The organism is Acidovorax sp. SRB_14 (assembly GCF_012932145.1).
In the GTDB taxonomy this organism is placed as follows: Bacteria; Pseudomonadota; Gammaproteobacteria; order Burkholderiales; family Burkholderiaceae_C; genus Simplicispira.
The window spans coordinates 133287-152941 of record NZ_MWOK01000010.1 but is presented as its reverse complement, the minus strand read 5'-3'; the positions used below and the strand labels follow the sequence as shown (position 1 = coordinate 152941).

Here is a 19655-nt window from a genome sequence, read left to right as displayed (position 1 = left end):
GGCGCGCGCCGGGGTCGCTGACGCCGGGCGTGCCGGCGTCGCTCACATAGGCCACGCGCTGGCCCTGCTGCAGGCGGGCCACCACCGCCTGCGCGGCCTCGGCCTCGTTGTGCTGGTGCACGGCCAGCAGCTGCGCGCCGCTCTTGTCGATGCCGTAGGCGCGCAGCAGGCTCTGCGTGTGGCGCGTGTCCTCGCAGGCCAGGGTGTCGGCCAGCTGCAGCACATGCAGGGCGCGCAGCGTGATGTCGGCCAGGTTGCCGATGGGCGTGGCGACCACGTACAGGGCGCCTTGCGGATAATGCTGCGCAGCCGCCGCGTCGCGCGCGGCATCCAGGGCTGATGCGAAAGATGCGCTCAATGGATTTCCTCGGAAAAAAAGCCGCCAGCGCCGGTGCGCCGGGCACGACGCGCCAGCGTGGCAACGCCGCAGAAGATCTGGCGCTGGACCACCTGCAGGCCGCGGGCCTGCGCCTGCTGGCGCGCAATTATCGAACGCCCGGGCGCGGCGGCGGCGAGATCGACCTGATTGTGCGCGAGCGCGATGGCACCGTGGTGTTCGTCGAGGTGCGCAGCCGCGCCAGCCCGGCGTTCGGCGGCGCCGGCGCCAGCATTGGCGCCGCCAAGCGCCAGCGCATCGTGTTCGCTGCACGCCACTACCTGCTGCGCCTGGGCGCGCCGCCCCCGTGCCGCTTCGACGTGGTGCTGGTCGAGGGCGGCGGCGTGCAGTGGCTGCGCGCCGCGTTCGATGCCTCCTGACCGCGCGAGCCCGCAGGCAGGCTACGGTTTGCTACAAAACTTGTAACACGACGCAGGTATCATCGCTCCCCATGCTTGAGCAACGCATCCAACAGCATTTCATCGACAGCGCCGATCTGAAGTACCAGGCCGCCCAGGCGCTGGGCAAGCCCATTGCGGACGCGGTGCAGGCCGTGCTGGCCTGCATCACCAGCGGCAGCAAGATCCTGGCGTGCGGCAGCGGCGTGTCCGCCGCCGACGCCGAGCAGTTTGCCGCCTTCTGCGTCGCCGGCTTCGAGCGCGAACGCCCCGAACTGGCCGCGGTGGCCCTGTCCGCCAACGGCGCGCTGCTGGCGTCCGTGACCGGCCAGGGCGAGCCGGCGCAGCAATACGCGCGCCAGGTGCGCGCGCTCGGGCAGGCGGGCGACCTGCTGCTGGCGCTGTGCGTGGGCGGCAACGACGTGCAGGTGCTCGCTGCCGTGCACGCCGCACACGAACGCGACATGACCGTGGTGGTGGTCAGCGGGCGCAGCGGCGGCGCGCTGGCCACGGTGCTGCGCGAGACCGATGTGCTGATCTGCGTCCCGCACGAGCGCGCCGCGCGCGTGCGCGAGGTGCACGCGCTGGTGCTCAACTGCCTGTGCGATGGCGTGGACGCCCAATTGTTTGGTGAACAGGAGAACCCGTAATGAAACTTCGCATGACCCGTACCGCTTGCATGCTGCTGGCGGCTGTCAGCCTGGGCGCTGGCCTGACAGGCTGCTTCCCCTTGGTGGTGGGCGGGGTGGCCATGGGCAGCATGGTGGCCGTGGACCGGCGCACCGCCGGCACCCAGGTCGAGGACCAGGGCATTGAGATGCGGGCCGCCAACCGCATCCAGGCCGACCACGGCGACCGCGTGCACGTCAACGTGACCAGCTACAACCGCCAGGTGCTGCTGACCGGCGAGGTGCCGAGCGCCGAAGTGCGCCAGGCCATCGAGCAGGCCGTGGCTGGCGTGGGCAATGTGCGCTCGGTGGTCAACGACCTGGGCGTGATGCCCGCGACCTCGCTGGGCCAGCGCTCCAACGACACTTTCATCACCGGCAAGGTGCGTGCCAGCCTCGTGGACGCCAAGGACCTCACGGCCAGCGCGTTCAAGGTGGTGACCGAGCGCAACGTGGTCTACCTGATGGGCCTGGTCACGCCGCGCGAGGCCAACCGCGCCACCGCCATTGCGCGCGGCGTCGGTGGCGTCAGCAAGGTGGTGCGCGTGTTCGAGCAGCTCAGCGAGGAAGAACTGGTGCGCCTGAGCGCGCCGAAACCCGCGCCCGTGAGCACGGATTCGGGCCCCCAGCGCGCGCCCTGACGCCGCAGCGCCCGCCGGGTGCGCGCTTTCCCGGTCCCGTCAGTCCAGGCGCTTGACCAGGCTGGACGTGTCCCAGCGGCCGCCGCCCAGGTGCTGCACGTCGCCATAAAACTGGTCGACCAGCGCCGCCACGGGCAGGCGCGCACCGTTGCGCTTGGCCTCGTCGAGCACCAGACCCAGGTCCTTGCGCATCCAGTCCACGGCAAAGCCGAAGTCGAACTGGCCCGCCACCATGGTCTTGCCGCGGTTGTCCATCTGCCAGCTCTGCGCCGCGCCCTTGCCGATCACGTCCAGCACCTGGACCATGTCCAGGCCTGCGCGCTGGCCAAAGGCCACGGCCTCGGCCAGGCCCTGCACCAGCCCGGCGATGCAGATCTGGTTGACCATCTTGGTCAGCTGCCCGGCGCCGGCTTCGCCCATGCGCGTGAAGGCGCGCGAAAACGCCATGGCCACGGGCTGCGCCGCATCGAACGCGGCCGGGTCGCCGCCGCACATCACGGTGAGCTGGCCGTTTTGCGCGCCGGCCTGGCCGCCGGAGACGGGCGCGTCGATGAACTGCAGGCCCAGGGTGCGCGCGGCGCCGTAGAGCTCGCGCGCCACTTCGGCGGATGCCGTCGTGTGGTCGACAAAGATGGCCCCCGGCTCCATGCCGGCAAAGGCGCCGTCGGCGCCCAGCGTGACGGCGCGCAGGTCGTCGTCGTTGCCGACGCAGCAAAACACCAGCTCCGCGCCCTGCGCCGCCAGGCGGGGTGTTTCAGCATGTTTTGGCGCTCCAGCCCTTGCGTGCTCTGCGCACCATGCTATGGATTTTGCGGTCGTGCGGTTGTAGACCGTAACCGTGTGGCCCGCCAGCGCCAGGTGCGCCGCCATCGGGGCGCCCATCACGCCCAGGCCCAGAAAGGCGACTTTGCGGGGCGGCGTGGCTTCGTAATTGCGGGGATGGGTGCTTGGCATGGGTTCTGTCCGGTCAGTGAAGAAAAAAGTCCGGCCCGACCAGCGGGCCGGTGCGTGTGGGGGCGCCTTCAGACGATCGCGAAGTGCTCGGTGCCCGAGGCCAGGTCGGTGGTCTTGGCGCGCTGGCTGCTGAGCTTGATCTGCAGGCGCAGGTCGTTGACCGAGTCGGCATTGCGCAGCGCGTCCTCGTAGGTGATGACGTTGGACTCGAACAGGTCGAACAGGGCCTGGTCGAAGGTCTGCATGCCCAGGTTGCGGCTCTTCTTCATGACCTCCTTGATCTCGGCGACCTCGCCCTTGAAGATCAGGTCGGAGATGAGCGGCGTGTTGAGCATCACCTCGACGGCGGCGGCGCGGCCCTTGCCGTCCTGCTTGGGGATCAGGCGCTGCGAGACCATGGCGCGCAGGTTCAGCGACAGGTCCATGAGCAGCTGCGCGCGGCGCTCCTCGGGGAAGAAGTTGATCACGCGGTCGAGCGCCTGGTTGGCGCTGTTGGCGTGCAGCGTCGCCAGGCACAGGTGGCCGGTTTCCGAGAACGCGATCGCGTGCTCCATGGTCTCGCGGTCGCGGATCTCGCCCATCAGGATCACGTCGGGCGCCTGGCGCAGCGAGTTCTTCAGCGCCGCATCCCAGCTGTCGGTGTCGAGCCCCACCTCGCGCTGCGTCACCACGCAGTTCTTGTGCGGGTGCACGAACTCGACTGGGTCTTCCACCGTGATGATGTGGCCGAAGGAGTTCTCGTTGCGCCAGTCCACCATGGCGGCCAGCGTGGTCGACTTGCCCGAGCCCGTGGCGCCCACGAGGATGCACAGGCCGCGCTTGGTCATGGTCACTTCCTTGAGCACCTGCGGCACGCCAAGTCCGTCGATCGTGGGCAGCGTGAGCGGAATCACGCGCAGCACCATGCCCACCCGGCCCTGCTGGATGAAGGCATTGACGCGGAAGCGCCCGATGCCCGGGGGCGAGATGGCGAAATTGCACTCCTTGGTGCGCTCGAACTCGGCCGCCTGCTTGTCGCTCATGATGGAGCGCGCCAGCGTCAGCGTGTGGTTGGGCGACAGCGGCTGGGGCGAGACCTTGGCGATCGCGCCGTCGACCTTGATCGCCGGCGGGAAATCCGCCGTGATGAACAGGTCGCTGCCATTGCGGCTGACCAGCAGCTTGAGCAGATCGTTGATGAATTTACTGGCCTGATCGCGTTCCATCAGAGTGTCTCCCACGGTCTGGCATGGCGGTGCCAAGGGTTCATTTTTGGTGCTCGTTCAGGCGCGCGCTCACGGCGCGCAGGCGCAGAGACAGCTTGCGCGCCAGCAGCGCCACCAGGCTGGCGGCCAGCTGCGGGTCGCGGGCCATCATGTCGTCCATGGCGTCGGCGCTGAGCACGGCGATGTCGCATTCGGTCAGCGTGGTGCAGGCCGAGAAGCGGATGCCGCTGTCGAGCAGCGACATCTCGCCGAGGATGTCGCCGGGCCGGGTCTCGGCCAGGCGCAGCTGCTCGCCCCAGGGCTGCACGCGGTCCACGGCGATGGTGCCCGACAGCAGCACCACCATGAAGTTGCCATATTCGTCCTGGCGGATCACGTCGCGGTTGGCGGCGACCTGGGCGAACTCGAAGAAGCGCTCCATGCGCTTGACCGCGTCGGTGTCGAGGTGCGCCATGTACTTGTCCTTGGCCCACAGCGCCTGCAGCAGCTTGCCGCCGCGGCTCGGGGCCAGGCGCTTGGCGCCCACTTCGACGGCGCGCGCCTCCCACGGCACCAGCATGGCCGCGCCCACGCCCTGGTCGGCAAAGGCGGTGGAGAAAAAGACCGAATCGGAATGCTCTTGCGCGGCCTTGTTGCCGCGCGCCTGCTGGCGCAGCAGGCCAAGAATGCCTTTCATGGGGGGCTCCAGTGGGCCGCCCAAGGGCGGCCGGGGTCAGGGGGTGGTGTGTGCTTCACCCGGGGAAGTTGTCGGGAATCTTGGCCTTGCTGCGCGCTTCGGCCGGGCTGATGATGTTGCGCCGCACCAGATCCGTGAGGTTCTGGTCCAGCGTCTGCATGCCCACGCTGTTGCTGGTCTGGATGGTCGAATACATCTGCGCCACCTTGGCCTCGCGGATCAGGTTGCGGATCGCGCTGGTGCCCAGCATGATCTCGTGCGCGGCGACCCGGCCCGAGCCGTCCTTGAGCTTGCACAGCGTCTGCGACACCACGGCCTGCAGCGACTCCGACAGCATGGAGCGCACCATCTCCTTCTCTTCGGCCGGGAACACGTCGATGATGCGGTCGATGGTCTTGGCGGCGCTCGACGTGTGCAGCGTGCCGAACACCAGGTGCCCGGTCTCGGCCGCCGTCATGGCCAGCCGGATGGTTTCGAGGTCGCGCATTTCGCCCACCAGGATCGCGTCCGGGTCCTCGCGCAGCGCCGACTTGAGCGCGGCCGCGAAGGAGAGCGTCATCGGCCCGACCTCGCGCTGGTTGACCAGGCATTTCTTGGACTCGTGCACGAACTCGATCGGGTCTTCCACCGTGAGGATGTGGCCGTATTCGGTCTCGTTGAGGTAGTTGACCATGGCCGCGAGCGTGGTCGACTTGCCCGAGCCGGTGGGGCCGGTCACCAGCACCAGGCCGCGCGGCTTGAGCGCCAGGTCGCTGAAGATCTTCGGGGCGTTGAGCTGCTCGAGCGTCAGGATCTTGCTCGGAATGGTGCGGAACACGGCGGCCGCGCCGCGGTTCTGGTTGAAGGCGTTGACGCGAAAGCGCGCCAGGCCCTCGATCTCGAACGAGAAGTCGACTTCGAGGAACTCTTCGTAGGCCTTGCGCTGCGAATCGCTCATGATGTCGTAGACCATCGCGTGCACCGTCTTGTGGTCGAGCGCGTCGACGTTGATGCGCCGCACGTCGCCGTGGACCCGGATCATCGGCGGCAGCCCTGCGGACAGGTGCAAATCGGATGCCTTGTTCTTGACGCTGAAGGCCAGCAGCTGGGTGATGTCCACGGATCCGTCCTTCTCTCGTTTGGTACGCTCGGCGGTCATTATGACGATGATTGTTAACAACCTCCAGCAAGTGCAACAGCGTATTGCACGCGCATGCGCGCAGGCCGGGCGCGATCCGGGCAGCGTGGCGCTGCTCGCGGTCTCCAAGACCTTCGGGCCCGAGGCCGTGCAGGAAGCGGCCGCCGCCGGGCAGAGCGCCTTTGGCGAAAACTACGTGCAGGAGGCGCTCGACAAGATGGCGGCCTTGCGCGCCGGGGGCCACCGGCCCCTGGAGTGGCACTGCATCGGCCCGCTGCAAAGCAACAAGACGCGCCTGGTGGCCGAGCACTTCGACTGGGTCCACACGGTGGACCGGGCCAAGACTGCCGAGCGCCTGTCCGCGCAGCGCCCGGCCCACCTGGCGCCGCTGCAGGTGTGCCTGCAGCTCAACGTCGACGGCGGCCCCACCAAGGCGGGCGTACCGCCGGGCGAGGCCCTGGCGCTCGCGCGCACTGTGGCGGCGCTGCCGCGCCTGGCACTGCGCGGCGTCATGAGCATTCCCGAGCCGGCGGTGGAATTCGAAGCGCAGCGCGCGCTGCACTTGCGCGCCAAGGCGGTTTTCGACGCGATCCTGGCCGCGGGCGGCGCGGGCCTCGAGCGCTTTGACACGCTGTCGCTTGGCATGACCGCCGACCTCGAAGCGGCCGTGGCTGCCGGCAGCACGCTGGTGCGCGTGGGCAGCGGCATTTTTGGCGGCCGCGTGCGCGCTGCCGCAGCCTGAAAGCCAGGGCCGGCAGGGCAGGCCACCGCTGGCGCGGCGAATTTTCAATGAAAACGGCCTCCAGGCCTTACCAGGCAATCGCCTTCAGCTATCAAAAAGATAGGCGATGGCGCCGCGGCCACGCCTACGCCAGCGCAAACGCCTGCACGCGGGCGAGCGCCTGCGCCACGTCGGCGGCGCCCACGTCCAGGTGCGTGACCCAGCGCAGCCGGGTCTGGCCGCCATGGGCGCCGCTGGTCACGCGCACGCCGCCCTGGGCCATCCAGGCGGTGAACTGCGGCGCCACGGCCGCGTCCACATCGGTGAACAAAATGTTGGTCTGCGCCGGGTGCACCACCAGGCGCCCCGCCAGCAGCGGGTGCGTGTGCGCCGCCTGCTGCAGGCCCTGGGCCAGCTCGTGCAGCAGCGCGTGGTCGTCGGCCAGGCGGCGCACATGGTGCTGCAGCGCGTGCTGGCCCGCGGCGGCCAGTAGCCCGGCCTGGCGCATGGCGCCGCCGAGGATCTTGCGCGTGCGCCGCGCCTGGCGGATGAAGTCGCGCGTGCCCAGCAGCAGCGAGCCCACGGGCGCGCCCAGGCCCTTGCTCAGGCAGACCGAAGCGGTGTCGAAATGCGCGCAGATGGCGCGCGCCTCGGCGTACACATCGCTGCCGTTCGCCGCGGCATTGGCGGTTGCGGCGTTGAACAGGCGCGCGCCATCGAGGTGCGTGGAGAGGCCCCGTGCGCGCGCCAGCTGCGCCACCTCGGCGATGTAGGGCGGGGGCAACACCTGGCCGCCGGTGGTGTTCTCGAGCACCACCAGGCGCGTGCGCGCAAAGTGCGGGTCGTCGGGCTTGATGGCCGCAGCGATGTCGGCCAGCCGCAGCGTGCCGTCGGCCTGCGTCTCCACGGGCTGCGGCTGGATCGAGCCCAGCACGGCCATCCCGCCGCCCTCCCAGCGGTAGGTGTGCCAGCTCTGGCCGACGATGGCCTCGTCGCCGCGCTGGCAGTGGCCCATGAGCGCGATCAGGTTGGTCTGCGTGCCGGTGGGGGCGAACAGCGCGGCCTCGAAGCCCAGCAGCTGCGCCGCATGGTCCTGCAGCGCATTGACCGAGGGGTCGTCGCCGAATACGTCGTCGCCGAGCGGCGCGGCCTGCATGGCGGCGCGCATCGCGGCGGTGGGCTGGGTCACGGTGTCGCTGCGAAAATCTGGCATCGGGGCGCTTTCGGTGTCAAAAGCGCCGATCGTAGCCCGCTCTGCCCCGTCTGGCCGGGGCAGGGGCATGGCCCGCGGGCCGGCTGCGGGGCGCGGGTCGGGGCACCGGCTGCGTGCTAAGCTGATTTGCCCAGCGCGCGGCCCCGCTGCCACCCGGTCGGACGGGGCGCCGCGCTCCTCTTTTTGATCCCTTTCTTGACGGAGATGCTCCATGCCCGGTCTGTTGCCCGATATCGATCCCGATGGCCTGCTTGAGTTTTCGGTGGTCTACACCGACCGTGCGCTCAACCACATGTCCCAGCGCTTCACGGGGGTGATGCAGGACATCCTGGGCACGCTCAAGGAGGTCTACCACGCCCACACTGCCGTGCTGGTGCCCGGCAGCGGCACCTTCGGCATGGAGGCCGTGGCGCGCCAGTTCGCCAACAACCAGAAGGTGCTGATCGTGCGCAACGGCTGGTTCAGCTACCGCTGGAGCCAGATCTTCGACGCCGGCGGCTTTGGCCTGGGGGGTGTCGGTGGAGGCGCCGTGGTCTGCAAGGCGCGCCAGCAGGGCAGCGGCGCGCAGGCGCCCTGGGCGCCGTGCCCGGCCGACGAGGTGGCCGCCACCATCCGCGCCGAAAAACCCAAGGTGGTGTTCGCGCCCCACGTCGAAACCGCCAGCGGCATCCTGCTGCCCGACGCCTACCTGCGCACCGTGGCCGACGCCGCGCACGAGGTGGGCGCGCTGTTCGTGCTCGACTGCGTGGCCTCGGGCGCGATGTGGGTCGACATGGAGCAGACCGGCGTCGACGTGCTGATCAGCGCGCCGCAAAAGGGCTGGAGCAGCTCGCCGTGCTGCGCCATGGTGATGCTGTCGCAGCGCGCGCGCGAAGCCATCGAGCACACGCAAAGCTCGAGCTTCTCGTGCGACCTCAAGAAGTGGATGCAGATCGCCGAGGGCTACGAAAAGGGCCAGCACGCCTACCACACGACCATGCCCACCGACGCGCTGGTGCGCCTGCGCGACGTGATGGTCGAGACGCGCGCCTACGGCTTTTCCAAGGTGCGCGAGGAGCAGATCGCGCTCGGCGCCCAGGTGCGCGCGCTGCTCGAGTCGCGCGGCTTCCCCAGCGTGGCCGCCGACAGCTTCAAGGCGCCCGGCGTGGTCGTCAGCTACACCACCGACCCCGGCATCCAGAGCGGCAAGAAGTTCATGGAAGTCGGCCTGCAGACCGCCTCGGGCGTGCCGCTGCAGTGCGACGAAGGCCCGGACTTCAAGACCTTCCGCATCGGCCTGTTCGGGCTCGAAAAATGGCACAACGTCGAGCGCACCGTGGCCCATGTGGCGCGCGCGCTCGACGCGATGGGCGTGCCGGCCTGAAGGGCCTGGCGCCCGCTTCCACACCACAGAAAGACCTGTTCCATGACCCGTTTTGTTCCTGCCCTGATTGCCATCGGCGCGTTTGTCGCTATGGGCGCCGCCCAGGCCGCCGCCCCCGTCACCACGGCCAGCGGCCTGGTCTATGAAAGCCTCAAGGACGGCACCGGTGCCAGCCCCAAGGCCAGCGACACGGTGCGCGTGCACTACCGCGGCACCTTCCCCGATTCGGGCAAGGAGTTCGACAGCTCGATCGCGCGCGGCCAGCCGATCGAGTTTCCGCTCACCGGCGTGATCCCGTGCTGGACCGAGGGCGTGCAGAAGATGAAAGTCGGCGGCAAGGCCAAGCTGACCTGCCCGCCCGCCATCGCCTACGGCGCGCGCGGCGCCGGCGGCGTGATTCCGCCCAACGCCACGCTGAACTTCGAGGTCGAGCTGGTGGGCATCAAGTAAACGGCCCCGCGCTGCGGCGCTGCGGCATTGCGCAGGGTGCCCGCCGGGCGCTGCGGTGTGTCGCAGTGCGCGCGCTCATTGATTGATAGCTGTGAGCGCTTGGCCAGTCAGCGTTTGCGGCAGTTTTGGCTTGCATGCCTGGAAAGCGGCCTGCGCTGACAGCGGCAGCCGGCGCAGCGTGCTACGTTGGCGCTTTGCCTGCACGGCGCCACCGCACTCAAGCCCATGCCCGACCAGACCGCTGCGCTGCAACGCGCCAAACGCTTCGCCCTGGCCTTGCTGCTGCTGGCCACGGCAGTGTTCGTGGCCACCAGCCTCGCGCCCCGCAGCCTGGCGGTCGATGGACTCAAGGCCGTGGCCGAGGCCGCCATGGTCGGCGCTCTGGCCGACTGGTTTGCGGTGCGCGCACTGTTCCACCGCGTGCCGATCCCGTTCATCGCACGCCACACGGCCATTGTTCCGCGCAACAAGGACCGCATCGGCCGCAACCTCGCACGCTTCGTGCGCGACAAGTTTCTCGACGCCGACTCGCTGGTCGCATTGGTGCGCCGCCACGATCTGGTGGCGCGCCTGGGCGAGTGGCTGCTGGCGCCCGGCCACGCGCAGCTGCTGGGCCAGCAGGTGGCGCGCATGCTGTCGGCTGCGCTCGACATGGTGCAGGACCGGCAGGTCGAGCATTTCATCCGCAAGGCCGCGCGCACGCTGATCGGCCAGATCGACCTCTCGCAGGCCCTGGCGCGCACGCTCGGCGCGCTCACGCAGGGCGACCGCCACCAGGCGCTGCTGGGCGACGCCATCGCGCAGCTGATCGCGCTGCTGCAGCGCGAGGACACGCGCACGCTGATCGCGCGCACGCTGGTGCACTGGCTCAAGACGGAGCATCCGCTCAAGGAAAAGATGCTGCCCACCGACTGGCTCGGCGACAAGGGCGCGGCCATGCTGGCGCATGCGCTCGAAGGCCTGCTCGCCGAGGTGGCCGCCAACCCGCAGCACCAGCTGCGCGCCAAGTTCGACGAGGCGGTGCAGCTGTTCATCGCGCGGCTGCAGAGCGACCCCGCCTGGGCGCGCAAGGCCGACGAAATCCGCCACTACCTGCAGACCAATGCCACGCTCGGGCGCTACGTGCAGGAGCTGTGGCAGGGCCTGCGCGCGTCGCTGCAGCGCGATTTGGCCGACGGCCATTCGGCGGTGGCGCGCAACGTGCGCGCCATGGGCCAGTGGCTGGGCGCGTCGCTGGCGCAGGACCCGGCACTGCGCGAGGCGCTGAACGCGCGGCTCGCGCAGTGGGTGCACGGCCTGGCGCCCGACGTGGCGCAGTTCGTGGCGCAGCACATGGAGGACACCGTGCAGCGCTGGGACGCGCAGGAGATGTCGCAGATCATCGAGCTGAACATCGGCAAGGACCTGCAGACCATCCGCATCAACGGCACCGTGGTCGGCGGGCTGATCGGGCTGGTGCTGTTCGCCGTCTCGCACATGGGCGAGATTGCGCGGGCGATGGGGTTGGCAGGAGGCTGAACCGGCGCGCCCGCGCGGGCCATGCGGGGCTCAGTCGGGGCTCAGTCGGGGCTCAGTCGGGGCTCAGTCGGGGGCGCGGTCGTCTGCCGCTGCGTCGGCCGCCCGGTCAGCCGCCATGTCGGCGGCGTGCTGCGCCTGCAGGTGGCGCGCGATCTGCGCCCAGGCCTGCGCGGCCTCGGCATCCTGCGCCCAGGCATAGCAGCTGGCCACGTGCATGGCGGTCGGCGCGTGGTGCGGGTCGAGCGCAAAGGCCGCTTCGCACTGCACGGCCGCGTCGCGCCACAGGCCGACGGCATCGTCCGAGCCTTCCTTTTGCAGCGCGTGCGCTTCGGCAACCAAGGCCTGGCCGACGCGCAGTGCGGCTTCGTGGTTTTCGGGGTCGGCCGCATGCGCCTGGCGAAACAGCGCGCCCGCCTGCCGCCACAGCGCGCGCGCCGCCGCAAAGTCTTGCGTGGCCGCGGCCTGGGCCTGGGCGACGAGGGCGTTGCCGGATTGGAGGAGGGTGGAGCAGGGGGCAGTGGTCATGATCGGGGTGGAAGGAGAGGATGTTGCTGGGGATTGTCTCTGGGGTGCGGGGTGTTATCGCTCACGAACTGCCCTTCAAGCCTTCCGGCTGAACCGCAGCTTCAGGCTGGTTACTGCCGCTCCCGATGTTACGTGCGGCAGCCTTCGGCCCGCATCGGGCCAAGTTGCGTGATCCCTCATAGCGCCCGGGCGTTCTTCAAGTTGTTCTGAAACCCATGCGCAGAGCCCAAGTAGACTGCTACGCGCCTTGAGAGTCGCCAACCCAGCTCAGCGACTTTTGATCTCGACAATACGCAAAAGCGGCAAGCGCTCCTGTATCCGCAACAACGCACCCCAACAAGAACACACCATGACCAGCATCCAACAACGTGCAGAACTCCAACGCCGAATCTGGCAAATCGCCAACGATGTCCGCGGAGCCGTCGACGGCTGGGACTTCAAGCAATACGTGCTCGGCTCCCTGTTTTACCGCTTCATCAGCGAAAACTTTGCGGCATACATCGAAGGCGGTGACGACAGCATCAACTACGCAGCGCTTTCCGACCTGGTCATCACGCCCGAAATCCGCGACGACGCCGTCAAAACCAAGGGCTACTTCATCTACCCCAGCCAGCTGTTCGTCAATGTCGCGGCCAAAGCCAACACCAACGAAAGCCTGAACACCGACTTGGCCAAAATCTTTTCTCTCATTGAATCCTCTGCCATCGGTTACCCGTCAGAGCGCGACATCCGGGGCCTGTTTGCCGACTTCGACACCACCAGCAACCGCCTGGGTAACACCGTCAAAGACAAAAACGCCCGCCTGGCCGCTGTGCTCAAAGGCGTGGCCGATCTGGACTTCGGCACCTTTGACGACAGCCACATCGACCTGTTTGGCGACGCCTATGAGTACCTCATCTCCAACTACGCCGCCAACGCAGGCAAATCGGGCGGCGAGTTTTTTACGCCGCAACAGGTCTCCAAGCTGATTGCCCAGCTGGCCATGCACGGGCAAACCAGCATCAACAAGATTTACGACCCTGCCTGCGGGTCGGGATCGCTGCTACTGCAAGCCAAAAAGCACTTCGATCAACACATCATTGAAGACGGTTTTTTTGGACAGGAACTCAACCACACCACGTACAACCTGGCGCGGATGAACATGTTTCTGCACAACGTCAACTACGACAAATTCAACATCCAGCTGGGCGACACCCTCATCGAACCCCACTTTGGCGACGACAAGCCGTTTGACGCCATCGTCTCCAACCCGCCCTACTCGGTGAAGTGGAAGGGCTCAGACGACCCGACCCTCATCAACGACGACCGCTTTGCCCCGGCGGGCGTGCTGGCCCCAAAATCCAAGGCCGACTTCGCCTTTGTGCTGCACGCGCTCAGCTACCTATCGGCCAAAGGCCGAGCCGCCATCGTCTGCTTTCCTGGCATCTTTTACCGCAGCGGCGCCGAGCAGAAGATCCGCCAATACCTGGTGGACAACAACTATGTGGAAACGGTGATTTCGCTCGCGCCCAACCTGTTCTATGGCACCACCATCGCCGTGAACATCCTGGTGCTGTCCAAACACAAGACCGACACCCACATCCAGTTCATCGACGCCAGCGGCAAAGACTACTTCGAGAAGGGAACCAACAACAACCTGCTGCTGGACGTTCACATCGACCAGATCATGGCGGTGTTCGGTCGCAAGGCGAACGTGGACCACTTCGCCCAGTCTGTGCCGTTTGAGCAGGTGGCCGCCAACGACTACAACCTGTCGGTCAGCAGCTACATCGAAGCCAAAGACAACCGGGAGGTGGTGAACATTGCCCAGCTCAATGCGGAACTGAAAACCACGGCCACCCGAATCGACCAGCTACGAAAAGACATCGACGCCATCGTGGCCGAGATCGAAGGGCAGGAGCTGGGCGCATGAGCAGCGCGAGCTTCCTGGAAAAGCTGCTGGATGGGGGTGCCGTGGAGTGGAGGCCTTTGAGTTCTCTTGGCGAGCTGGTTCGGGGCAATGGCTTACAGAAGAAAGACTTCACCGAGACCAGAGCATCACTGCCACTTTTCAGCACTACACCAGCGAAAAGTTGACACCCCATTTCAGTACAGATTTTTCCTCGGTCAGCTTTTCTTTTGAACGTGGCAACAACCAGCATGAGCCGAACATCAAGATTTCCAAGGGCGAGGAAAGCAACTTCATCTGGAGCGTGTTCAATGCCCTGCTGGAGCAGGTGATTGGTGAACTGAACATCGCAGAGGTCGCCAACCGCTCCACCGATGTGTTCAACAATCTGAAGTACGTCTTTGTGGATGATCCGGTGAGTTCACTGGATGAAAACCATTTGATCGAGCTAGCGGTCAACCTGGCGGGGTTGATCAAATCCAGCCAGTCCGATCTGAAGTTCATCATCACCACACACAGCCCACTGTTCTACAACGTGCTGTTCAATGAGTTCAGCAACAAAGCCTGTTACATGCTGAATCGCCAGGAAGACGGCAGCTTCACGCTGACGGAAAAACACGGCGACTCCAACAAGAGCTTCTCCTACCATCTGCACCTGTTGCAGACCATCGAGCTGGCGATTGCCGATCAAAAGGTGGAGCGCTACCACTTCACGCTGCTGCGCAATCTGTACGAGAAGACGGCCAGCTTCTTAGGCTAACTTTGCCCAGACTCTGCCTGCACCCCAGTCAGCGCTGGTGCAGCAAAGCCTGAAAGACCCGTATGTGTTTGATTTCTTGACCCTGAGCTTCAACAGCACGCAGTCCTTGTTCAAGTATTTGCAGCTGTTCGTGATTACCAACGGCACCGACAGCCGCTACTTTGCCAACACCACCCAGCGCAGCAAGAACAGCTTCGACTTCACCATGAACTGGGCGAAGGCCGATAACAACCTGATCAAAGACCGGTGAAGCGCGGCGTGGTTTTGTGGATGTGGTGAAGGAACTGGAGCAGCGCTTTCCAGACCCTGCAGCCATTGAAAAAGAGGCCGACAAAAAGGCCTTTGCAAAACTGTTTGGCGAATATTTGCGCGTTGAGAACGTGCTGCAAAATTTCGATGAGTTCGTCAGCCTGAAGGCTTTGCAAGGCCTGGACATGAATGACCCGGCGGCGGTGGATGACTGCAGTGCATTTACAAAAAGCCAGCCAGCACAAGACGCTCTGCAGCGGAGTTTTGCCCTCCGCTCCATTCAAGGCAACGCGCAGGTGTCGTCCAGCCCGGCCATTCCCGCCAGCTTCTTCAGGCGGGAGCGATTGTCCAGGCAGGCCTGGTGCTGGGCTTCGGCCGTCTTTTGCTGGGCCAGGCGCGCAGCCTGGGCGCGTTCGGCCTGCAGCTGGGCGATGCGCTCGCGGATCTGTGGCATGGCGGCCAGGGCGGCTTTTTCGCCTTCCACGATGGCAAGGGCGCGCTGGCTGAAGTCGGCAGAACCGATGTCGAGCACCTTGGGGCGGATGATGACGTCGGCGCGCGCCAGCTCGGCCTGGCCGAGCTTCTGGCCCATGATGGCAATCGACTGGCCGAGCGTGCCCAGCATGCCGTCGGGCGTCTTGCCCCGGGCCTTGTTCGAGATGTCCACGGCAATCACCACATCGGCCCCCAGCTGGCGGGCTGCATCGACGGGCACGGGGCTGGTGATGCCGCCATCGACAAAATGGTATTTGCCGATGGTGACGGACTGGAACACGCCGGGGATGCTGCTGGACGCGCGCACGGCCTGGCCGGTGTTGCCGCGGGCAAACACGGTGCGCTCGCCGTCTTCGAGCCGCGTGGCCACGGCCACGAAGGGCTTGGTCAGCTGCTCCAGCGGTTTGCGCTGCACCTGTTCGTTCACATAGTCTTCGAGCTTCTGGCCCAGCACCAGCCCGCCCGACGACAGCTGCAGGTCGCGGATTTTGGTCTCATCGAGGGCCACGGCCTTTTCCTGCAGCTCGAACGCATCCATGCCGCTCGCATACAGGGCGCCGACCACGCTGCCCGCGCTGGTGCCTGCCACCACGGCAGGCGTCAAGCCGTTGGCTTCGAGCATCTTGATGACGCCGATGTGGGCAAAGCCCTTGGCGGCGCCCCCGCCCAGCGCAATACCGACGCGCACGGGTGCGGCCGGGGTGCTGGCTGCCGCTGTGGGAGCCGCCGCAGAGGGGTTCGGCGGAGCGCTGCTGCAAGCGGCCAGCGCCAGCAGACACCCACAGGCCAGGGGACGCAAAAAGGCGTTCAAACGCATGCCGGGAGCTCCTGCTGTCATGGGGCTGGGCAGTATAGCGGCGGGGGCAGAGCGGGCTCTTGCGAGAGCTTTGCACTCTCAAAACAAGAGCTGCCAGCGCTTGCCTGGCAAGCGTTTGGGCCCAAAATGGCCTGGAATCCCTGTGCGGGTTTCAGAAGCGCGGCAGATCGGGGTGCTTGATCTGCCCGCCGCGCACCAGCATCTTGCCGTACTCGGCGCAGCGGTTCAGTGTCGGGATGACCTTGCCGGGGTTGAGCAGGCCGGCCGGGTCGAACGCGGCCTTGAGGCCGAACATCTGCGCGTTCTCTTCGGCGCTGAACTGCACGCACATGCTGTTGAGCTTCTCGACGCCCACGCCGTGCTCGCCGGTAACGGTGCCGCCCATGGCCACGCTGGTCTCCAGGATGTCGGCGCCGAACAGTTCGCAGCGGTGCAGCTGGTCGGGGTCGTTGGCGTCGAACAGGATCAGCGGGTGCAGGTTGCCGTCGCCCGCGTGGAATACGTTGGCGCAGCGCAGGCCGTACTTTTTCTCCATGTCTTGAATGGCCAGCAGGATGTCGGCCAGGCGCTTGCGCGGGATGGTCGAGTCCATGCACATGTAGTCGGGACTGATGCGGCCGCTGGCCGGAAAGGCGTTCTTGCGCCCGCTCCAGAAGCGCAGGCGCTCGGCCTCGTTCTCGCTGACGGCAATGGCGGTGGCGCCGGCGGCGCGCAGCACGGCGCTCATGCGGCCGATCTCTTCTTCGACCTCTTCGGGCGTGCCGTCGCTCTCGCACAGCAGGATGGCTTCGGCCGTGAGGTCGTAGCCGGCCTTCACGAAGTCCTCCACCGCGGCGGTCATCGGCTTGTCCATCATCTCGAGGCCGGCCGGAATGATGCCGGCGGCAATCACGTTGGCCACCGCGTCGCCGGATTTGCGCACGTCGTCGAAGCTGGCCATGATGCAGCGCGCCAGCTGCGGCTTGGGGATGAGCTTGACGGTCACTTCGGTCGCCACGGCGAGCATGCCCTCGCTGCCGATCACGGCGGCCAGCAGGTCGTAGCCAGGCACGTCAAGCGCGTCGCTGCCGAAGGTGACGGGCTCGCCTTCGGCGGTGAAGCCCTGCACCTTGAGCACGTTGTGCACCGTGAGGCCGTACTTGAGACAGTGCACGCCGCCCGAGTTCTCGGCCACGTTGCCGCCGATGGTGCAGGCGATCTGGCTGCTGGGGTCGGGCGCGTAGTACAGACCGTACTGCGCGGCGGCCTCGCTGATCGCGAGGTTGCGCACGCCGCACTGCACCACGGCGGTGCGGCTGACCGGGTCGATCTTCAGGATCTGGTTGAACTTGGCCAGCGACAGCGTCACGCCCAGGGCGTGCGGCATGGCGCCGCCCGACAGGCCGGTGCCGGCGCCGCGCGCCACCACGGGCACGGCCAGGTGGTGGCAGGCCTGCAGCACGGCCTGCACTTGGGTTGTGGTTTCGGGCAGCGCCACCACCAGCGGGCGCTGGCGGTAGGCGGTCAGGCCGTCGCATTCGTAGGGCGTGGTGTCTTCGCTGTGCCACAGCAGCGCGTGCGCCGGCAGGTGCAGGAGCAGCGCCTGCACCACCTCGGCCTGGCGCGCGGCGCGCGCGGACGGCGCGGCGGCAGCAGGCGCGGGCGGGGCGGCGGAAAGGGGGCGGCTGGCAGAGGTCATGCACGCCACTTTAGGCGATGTGGCGCGCCGTCGCCGTGATGTTTATTGCAGCCGGATGTGAAATGTGCTGCCATGGGCAGCGCACTGAATGCTATCGAAAAAGAAGCTATGGGCGCTTGCTGCATAAGCGCCAGAGGCCAATTTGGCTGGTTTTACACCATGGTCTTGCGCAGCCATTCGGCAAAGGCCGCGCATTCCCAGCGGTCCATCGCGCCGGTGCGCCAGCACAGGTAGTGCGCGTGCGGGCTGGGCACGTCGATGTCGAACAGGCGCACCAGCGCGCCATTGTCCAGCCAGGGCGCGCCGAGCTTGAGCCGCACCAGCGCCACGCCCATGCCGGCGGCGGCGGCGTCGCACATCAGGCCCACGTCGTTGAACTGCGAGCCTTCCTGCGGTTCGGGCCAGGCCAGGCCGGTGGCGGCGAACCAGGTGCGCCAGGGCTCGAGCGGGCTGCGCAGCAGCGGCGTGCCTTCGAGGTCTTCGGGCCGCTCGAAGGGGCCGTGCTCGCGCACGAAGGCGGGCGAGGCCAGCGGCGTGACGACGTCGCGCGCGATCTCGACGTGCTCGACGTCGGCATAGTGGCCGGCGCCAAAGCGCACCATGAGGTCCGCGTCCTCGGCCACCACGTCCAGCAGCGGAATCGACACCTGCAGCGCCAGATCGATCTCGGGGTAGGCCTCGGTGAACTGGCGCAGGCGCGGGATCAGGATGGCGCGCGCGAACGTCGGCGTCACCGCCAGCTTGAGCCGGCGCTTGCCCGGCGCGGCGGCCGCACCCGGAAAGCGCTGCAGCGCGCCCAGGCCCTCGCGCACATGGGCCAGGTAGGCGCTGCCGTCGGTGGTCAGCGAGAAGTCGGCGCGGCCGAACAGCTGCGTGCCCAGGATCTGTTCGAGTTGCTTGACGCGGTGGCTCACGGCGCTGGGCGTCACGCACAGCTCGTCTGCCGTGAGCGTGACGCTGCGCAGCCGCGCGAGCGCCTCGAAGGTCAGCAGGCACTGGATCGGCGGGATGCGCCGTGCCAGGGCCAGTGGGGGTGGCAGACCGACGGGCGATGCGGCGCTGCGCATGGCGCTCAGCGAAAGACCACGGTCTTGTGGCCGTTGAGCAGCACGCGGCGCTCGCTGTGCCACTTGACGGCGCGCGCCAGCACCTGGCTTTCGGTGTCGCGGCCGCGGGCCGTGAGGTCTTCGACGGTGTCGGTGTGGTCTGCGCGCGCCACGTCCTGTTCGATAATCGGGCCTTCGTCGAGGTCGGCCGTGACGTAGTGTGCGGTGGCGCCGATCAGCTTCACGCCGCGGTCGTGGGCCTGGTAGTAGGGCTTGGCGCCCTTGAAGCTGGGCAGGAAGCTGTGGTGGATGTTGATCGCGCGGCCCGCCAGTTTGGTGCACAGGTCGTTTGACAGCACCTGCATGTAGCGCGCCAGCACCACCAGCTCTGCGCCCTCGGCCTCGATGATTTCGTACTGTTTGGCCTCGGCCTGGGCCTTGGTGGCGGCCGTGACGGGGATGTGGTGGAAGGGAACGTTGTAGCTCGCGGCCAGCTGGTAGAAGTCGCGGTGGTTGCTGATGATGGCGCGGATGTCCACCGGCAGCAGGCCTGACTTCCAGCGGAACAGCAGGTCGTTCAAGCAGTGGCCGTCGCGGCTGACCAGGATCACCGTGGGCACGGGCTGGTGGGTCGCGTGCAGGCTCCAGCGCATCTGGTGCGGCTGGGCAAAGCTGGCCAGGCGCTCGGACAGGGCCGAGTGGTCGTGTTCGGTGCAGGCAAACTGCACGCGCATGAAGAACAGGCCGGTGGCCGGGTCGTTGTACTGCGCGGCTTCCTCGATGTTGCCGCCGTGCTCCATCAGGAAGCCGGAGACGGCATGCACCAGCCCCAGTCGGTCGGGGCAGGACAGGTTCAAAACATAGGCTTGGGTCATAGCGGCAGGATTGTCGCAGCAT

The 19655-nt window shown here is 67.1% G+C and carries 21 protein-coding genes and 1 pseudogene; 11 read left to right on the top strand and 11 right to left on the bottom strand.

Translation table 11 applies throughout. The features are described from left to right. Positions 1–358: SAM-dependent methyltransferase (locus tag B2J86_RS10175; protein WP_254068047.1), on the bottom strand; the 358-nt coding region annotated here is incomplete at its 3' end. Here B2J86_RS10175 and B2J86_RS10170 point away from each other — a divergent pair. From B2J86_RS10170 to B2J86_RS10160, 3 genes are all read left to right on the top strand, one after another. Then, the gene (locus B2J86_RS10170) at positions 358–756 is read left to right on the top strand and encodes a YraN family protein (RefSeq protein ID WP_169169922.1); all 399 of its coding nucleotides are present in this window, start codon (positions 358–360) and stop codon (positions 754–756) included. The genes B2J86_RS10175 and B2J86_RS10170 overlap by 1 nt on opposite strands. Before the next feature lie 71 nt (positions 757–827). Further along, entirely contained in the window at positions 828–1424 is a 597-nt protein-coding gene (locus tag B2J86_RS10165; RefSeq protein ID WP_173025457.1) for an SIS domain-containing protein, read from the top strand. After that, complete coding sequence (locus B2J86_RS10160) at positions 1424–2083, top strand: BON domain-containing protein (protein WP_173025456.1); 660 nt, start codon at positions 1424–1426, stop codon at positions 2081–2083. The genes B2J86_RS10165 and B2J86_RS10160 overlap by 1 nt, the downstream gene beginning before the upstream one ends. Before the next feature lie 39 nt (positions 2084–2122). On the opposite strand, the gene B2J86_RS10155 is transcribed toward B2J86_RS10160, so the two are convergent. The 4 genes from B2J86_RS10155 to B2J86_RS10140 form a co-directional block, all read right to left on the bottom strand. After that, the gene (locus B2J86_RS10155) at positions 2123–3037 is read right to left on the bottom strand and encodes an NAD(P)-dependent oxidoreductase (RefSeq protein WP_173025455.1); all 915 of its coding nucleotides are present in this window, start codon (positions 3035–3037) and stop codon (positions 2123–2125) included. A gap of 68 nt (positions 3038–3105) precedes the next feature. Next, on the bottom strand, positions 3106–4242 hold the full coding sequence (locus tag B2J86_RS10150; protein ID WP_169169926.1) for a PilT/PilU family type 4a pilus ATPase: 1137 nt from the start codon (positions 4240–4242) through the stop codon (positions 3106–3108). Positions 4243–4282: 40 nt separating this feature from the next. Next, entirely contained in the window at positions 4283–4918 is a 636-nt protein-coding gene (locus B2J86_RS10145; RefSeq protein ID WP_173025454.1) for a cyclic nucleotide-binding domain-containing protein, read from the bottom strand. 55 nt (positions 4919–4973) lie between these two features. Further along, positions 4974–6017 carry a type IV pilus twitching motility protein PilT gene (locus B2J86_RS10140; RefSeq protein ID WP_173025453.1) on the bottom strand — a complete coding sequence of 348 codons (1044 nt, stop codon included), beginning with the start codon at positions 6015–6017 and terminating at the stop codon, positions 4974–4976. Positions 6018–6057: 40 nt separating this feature from the next. Between B2J86_RS10140 and B2J86_RS10135 the strand changes: the two genes are divergently transcribed. Continuing rightward, complete coding sequence (locus B2J86_RS10135) at positions 6058–6777, top strand: YggS family pyridoxal phosphate-dependent enzyme (RefSeq protein WP_173025452.1); 720 nt, start codon at positions 6058–6060, stop codon at positions 6775–6777. A gap of 124 nt (positions 6778–6901) precedes the next feature. Here B2J86_RS10135 and ltaE read toward each other — a convergent pair whose 3' ends face one another. Next, on the bottom strand, positions 6902–7969 hold the full coding sequence (gene ltaE / locus B2J86_RS10130) for a low-specificity L-threonine aldolase (RefSeq protein WP_173025451.1): 1068 nt from the start codon (positions 7967–7969) through the stop codon (positions 6902–6904). Between the two features lie 211 nt (positions 7970–8180). Between ltaE and B2J86_RS10125 the strand changes: the two genes are divergently transcribed. The 3 genes from B2J86_RS10125 to B2J86_RS10115 all read left to right on the top strand — a co-directional run bounded on the left by B2J86_RS10125 (position 8181) and on the right by B2J86_RS10115 (position 11300). Next, positions 8181–9332 carry an aminotransferase class V-fold PLP-dependent enzyme gene (locus tag B2J86_RS10125; RefSeq protein ID WP_173025450.1) on the top strand — a complete coding sequence of 384 codons (1152 nt, stop codon included), beginning with the start codon at positions 8181–8183 and terminating at the stop codon, positions 9330–9332. Between the two features lie 42 nt (positions 9333–9374). After that, complete coding sequence (locus B2J86_RS10120; protein WP_173025449.1) at positions 9375–9782, top strand: FKBP-type peptidyl-prolyl cis-trans isomerase; 408 nt, start codon at positions 9375–9377, stop codon at positions 9780–9782. Between the two features lie 225 nt (positions 9783–10007). After that, positions 10008–11300 (top strand): DUF445 domain-containing protein, encoded by a 1293-nt coding sequence (locus tag B2J86_RS10115; RefSeq protein ID WP_173025448.1) that lies wholly within the window; start codon positions 10008–10010, stop codon positions 11298–11300. A 63-nt stretch (positions 11301–11363) separates the two neighbouring features. Here B2J86_RS10115 and B2J86_RS10110 read toward each other — a convergent pair whose 3' ends face one another. Then, the gene (locus B2J86_RS10110) at positions 11364–11825 is read right to left on the bottom strand and encodes a hypothetical protein (RefSeq protein WP_216842350.1); all 462 of its coding nucleotides are present in this window, start codon (positions 11823–11825) and stop codon (positions 11364–11366) included. A gap of 349 nt (positions 11826–12174) precedes the next feature. Between B2J86_RS10110 and B2J86_RS10105 the strand changes: the two genes are divergently transcribed. From B2J86_RS10105 to B2J86_RS18185, 4 genes and pseudogenes are all read left to right on the top strand, one after another. Continuing rightward, positions 12175–13737 (top strand): type I restriction-modification system subunit M, encoded by a 1563-nt coding sequence (locus tag B2J86_RS10105; protein WP_173025447.1) that lies wholly within the window; start codon positions 12175–12177, stop codon positions 13735–13737. A 46-nt stretch (positions 13738–13783) separates the two neighbouring features. Further along, positions 13784–14473, top strand: coding sequence for a hypothetical protein (locus tag B2J86_RS10100; protein WP_254068046.1), 690 nt, complete (start codon positions 13784–13786; stop codon positions 14471–14473). Positions 14474–14537: 64 nt separating this feature from the next. Next, complete coding sequence (locus B2J86_RS18190) at positions 14538–14723, top strand: type I restriction endonuclease (protein ID WP_173025446.1); 186 nt, start codon at positions 14538–14540, stop codon at positions 14721–14723. Positions 14724–14739: 16 nt separating this feature from the next. Continuing rightward, positions 14740–14826, top strand: a pseudogene (locus tag B2J86_RS18185) (hypothetical protein); the annotation flags it as partial. Between the two features lie 176 nt (positions 14827–15002). Here the strand turns inward: B2J86_RS18185 and B2J86_RS10085 are convergent. The 4 genes from B2J86_RS10085 to purU all read right to left on the bottom strand — a co-directional run bounded on the left by B2J86_RS10085 (position 15003) and on the right by purU (position 19633). Beyond that, positions 15003–16034, bottom strand: coding sequence for a patatin-like phospholipase family protein (locus tag B2J86_RS10085; protein WP_173025445.1), 1032 nt, complete (start codon positions 16032–16034; stop codon positions 15003–15005). 151 nt (positions 16035–16185) lie between these two features. Beyond that, complete coding sequence (locus B2J86_RS10080; protein WP_173025444.1) at positions 16186–17712, bottom strand: FAD-linked oxidase C-terminal domain-containing protein; 1527 nt, start codon at positions 17710–17712, stop codon at positions 16186–16188. 152 nt (positions 17713–17864) lie between these two features. Next, a complete protein-coding gene (locus B2J86_RS10075) occupies positions 17865–18779 on the bottom strand; it encodes a LysR substrate-binding domain-containing protein (RefSeq protein ID WP_169169693.1) in 915 nt (304 codons plus the stop codon). A 5-nt stretch (positions 18780–18784) separates the two neighbouring features. Beyond that, a complete protein-coding gene (gene purU, locus B2J86_RS10070; protein ID WP_169636307.1) occupies positions 18785–19633 on the bottom strand; it encodes a formyltetrahydrofolate deformylase in 849 nt (282 codons plus the stop codon). Positions 19634–19655: the final 22 nt, after the last annotated feature.

Bases quoted from the DNA above. Each gene is read 5' to 3' on its own strand.
- B2J86_RS10080 (WP_173025444.1), bottom strand. From the start codon at position 17,712: ATGACCTCTGCCAGCCGCCCCCTTTCCGCCGCCCCGCCCGCGCCTGCT.
- B2J86_RS10160 (WP_173025456.1), top strand. From the start codon at position 1,424: ATGAAACTTCGCATGACCCGTACCGCTTGCATGCTGCTGGCGGCTGTC.
- B2J86_RS10155 (WP_173025455.1), bottom strand. From the start codon at position 3,037: ATGCCAAGCACCCATCCCCGCAATTACGAAGCCACGCCGCCCCGCAAA.
- B2J86_RS10110 (WP_216842350.1), bottom strand. From the start codon at position 11,825: ATGACCACTGCCCCCTGCTCCACCCTCCTCCAATCCGGCAACGCCCTC.
- B2J86_RS10125 (WP_173025450.1), top strand. From the start codon at position 8,181: ATGCCCGGTCTGTTGCCCGATATCGATCCCGATGGCCTGCTTGAGTTT.
- B2J86_RS10075 (WP_169169693.1), bottom strand. From the start codon at position 18,779: ATGCGCAGCGCCGCATCGCCCGTCGGTCTGCCACCCCCACTGGCCCTG.
- B2J86_RS10085 (WP_173025445.1), bottom strand. From the start codon at position 16,034: ATGCGTTTGAACGCCTTTTTGCGTCCCCTGGCCTGTGGGTGTCTGCTG.
- B2J86_RS10105 (WP_173025447.1), top strand. From the start codon at position 12,175: ATGACCAGCATCCAACAACGTGCAGAACTCCAACGCCGAATCTGGCAA.
- B2J86_RS10150 (WP_169169926.1), bottom strand. From the start codon at position 4,242: ATGGAACGCGATCAGGCCAGTAAATTCATCAACGATCTGCTCAAGCTG.
- ltaE (WP_173025451.1), bottom strand. From the start codon at position 7,969: ATGCCAGATTTTCGCAGCGACACCGTGACCCAGCCCACCGCCGCGATG.
- B2J86_RS10145 (WP_173025454.1), bottom strand. From the start codon at position 4,918: ATGAAAGGCATTCTTGGCCTGCTGCGCCAGCAGGCGCGCGGCAACAAG.
- B2J86_RS10115 (WP_173025448.1), top strand. From the start codon at position 10,008: ATGCCCGACCAGACCGCTGCGCTGCAACGCGCCAAACGCTTCGCCCTG.
- purU (WP_169636307.1), bottom strand. From the start codon at position 19,633: ATGACCCAAGCCTATGTTTTGAACCTGTCCTGCCCCGACCGACTGGGG.
- B2J86_RS10135 (WP_173025452.1), top strand. From the start codon at position 6,058: ATGACGATGATTGTTAACAACCTCCAGCAAGTGCAACAGCGTATTGCA.
- B2J86_RS10120 (WP_173025449.1), top strand. From the start codon at position 9,375: ATGACCCGTTTTGTTCCTGCCCTGATTGCCATCGGCGCGTTTGTCGCT.
- B2J86_RS10165 (WP_173025457.1), top strand. From the start codon at position 828: ATGCTTGAGCAACGCATCCAACAGCATTTCATCGACAGCGCCGATCTG.
- B2J86_RS10170 (WP_169169922.1), top strand. From the start codon at position 358: ATGGATTTCCTCGGAAAAAAAGCCGCCAGCGCCGGTGCGCCGGGCACG.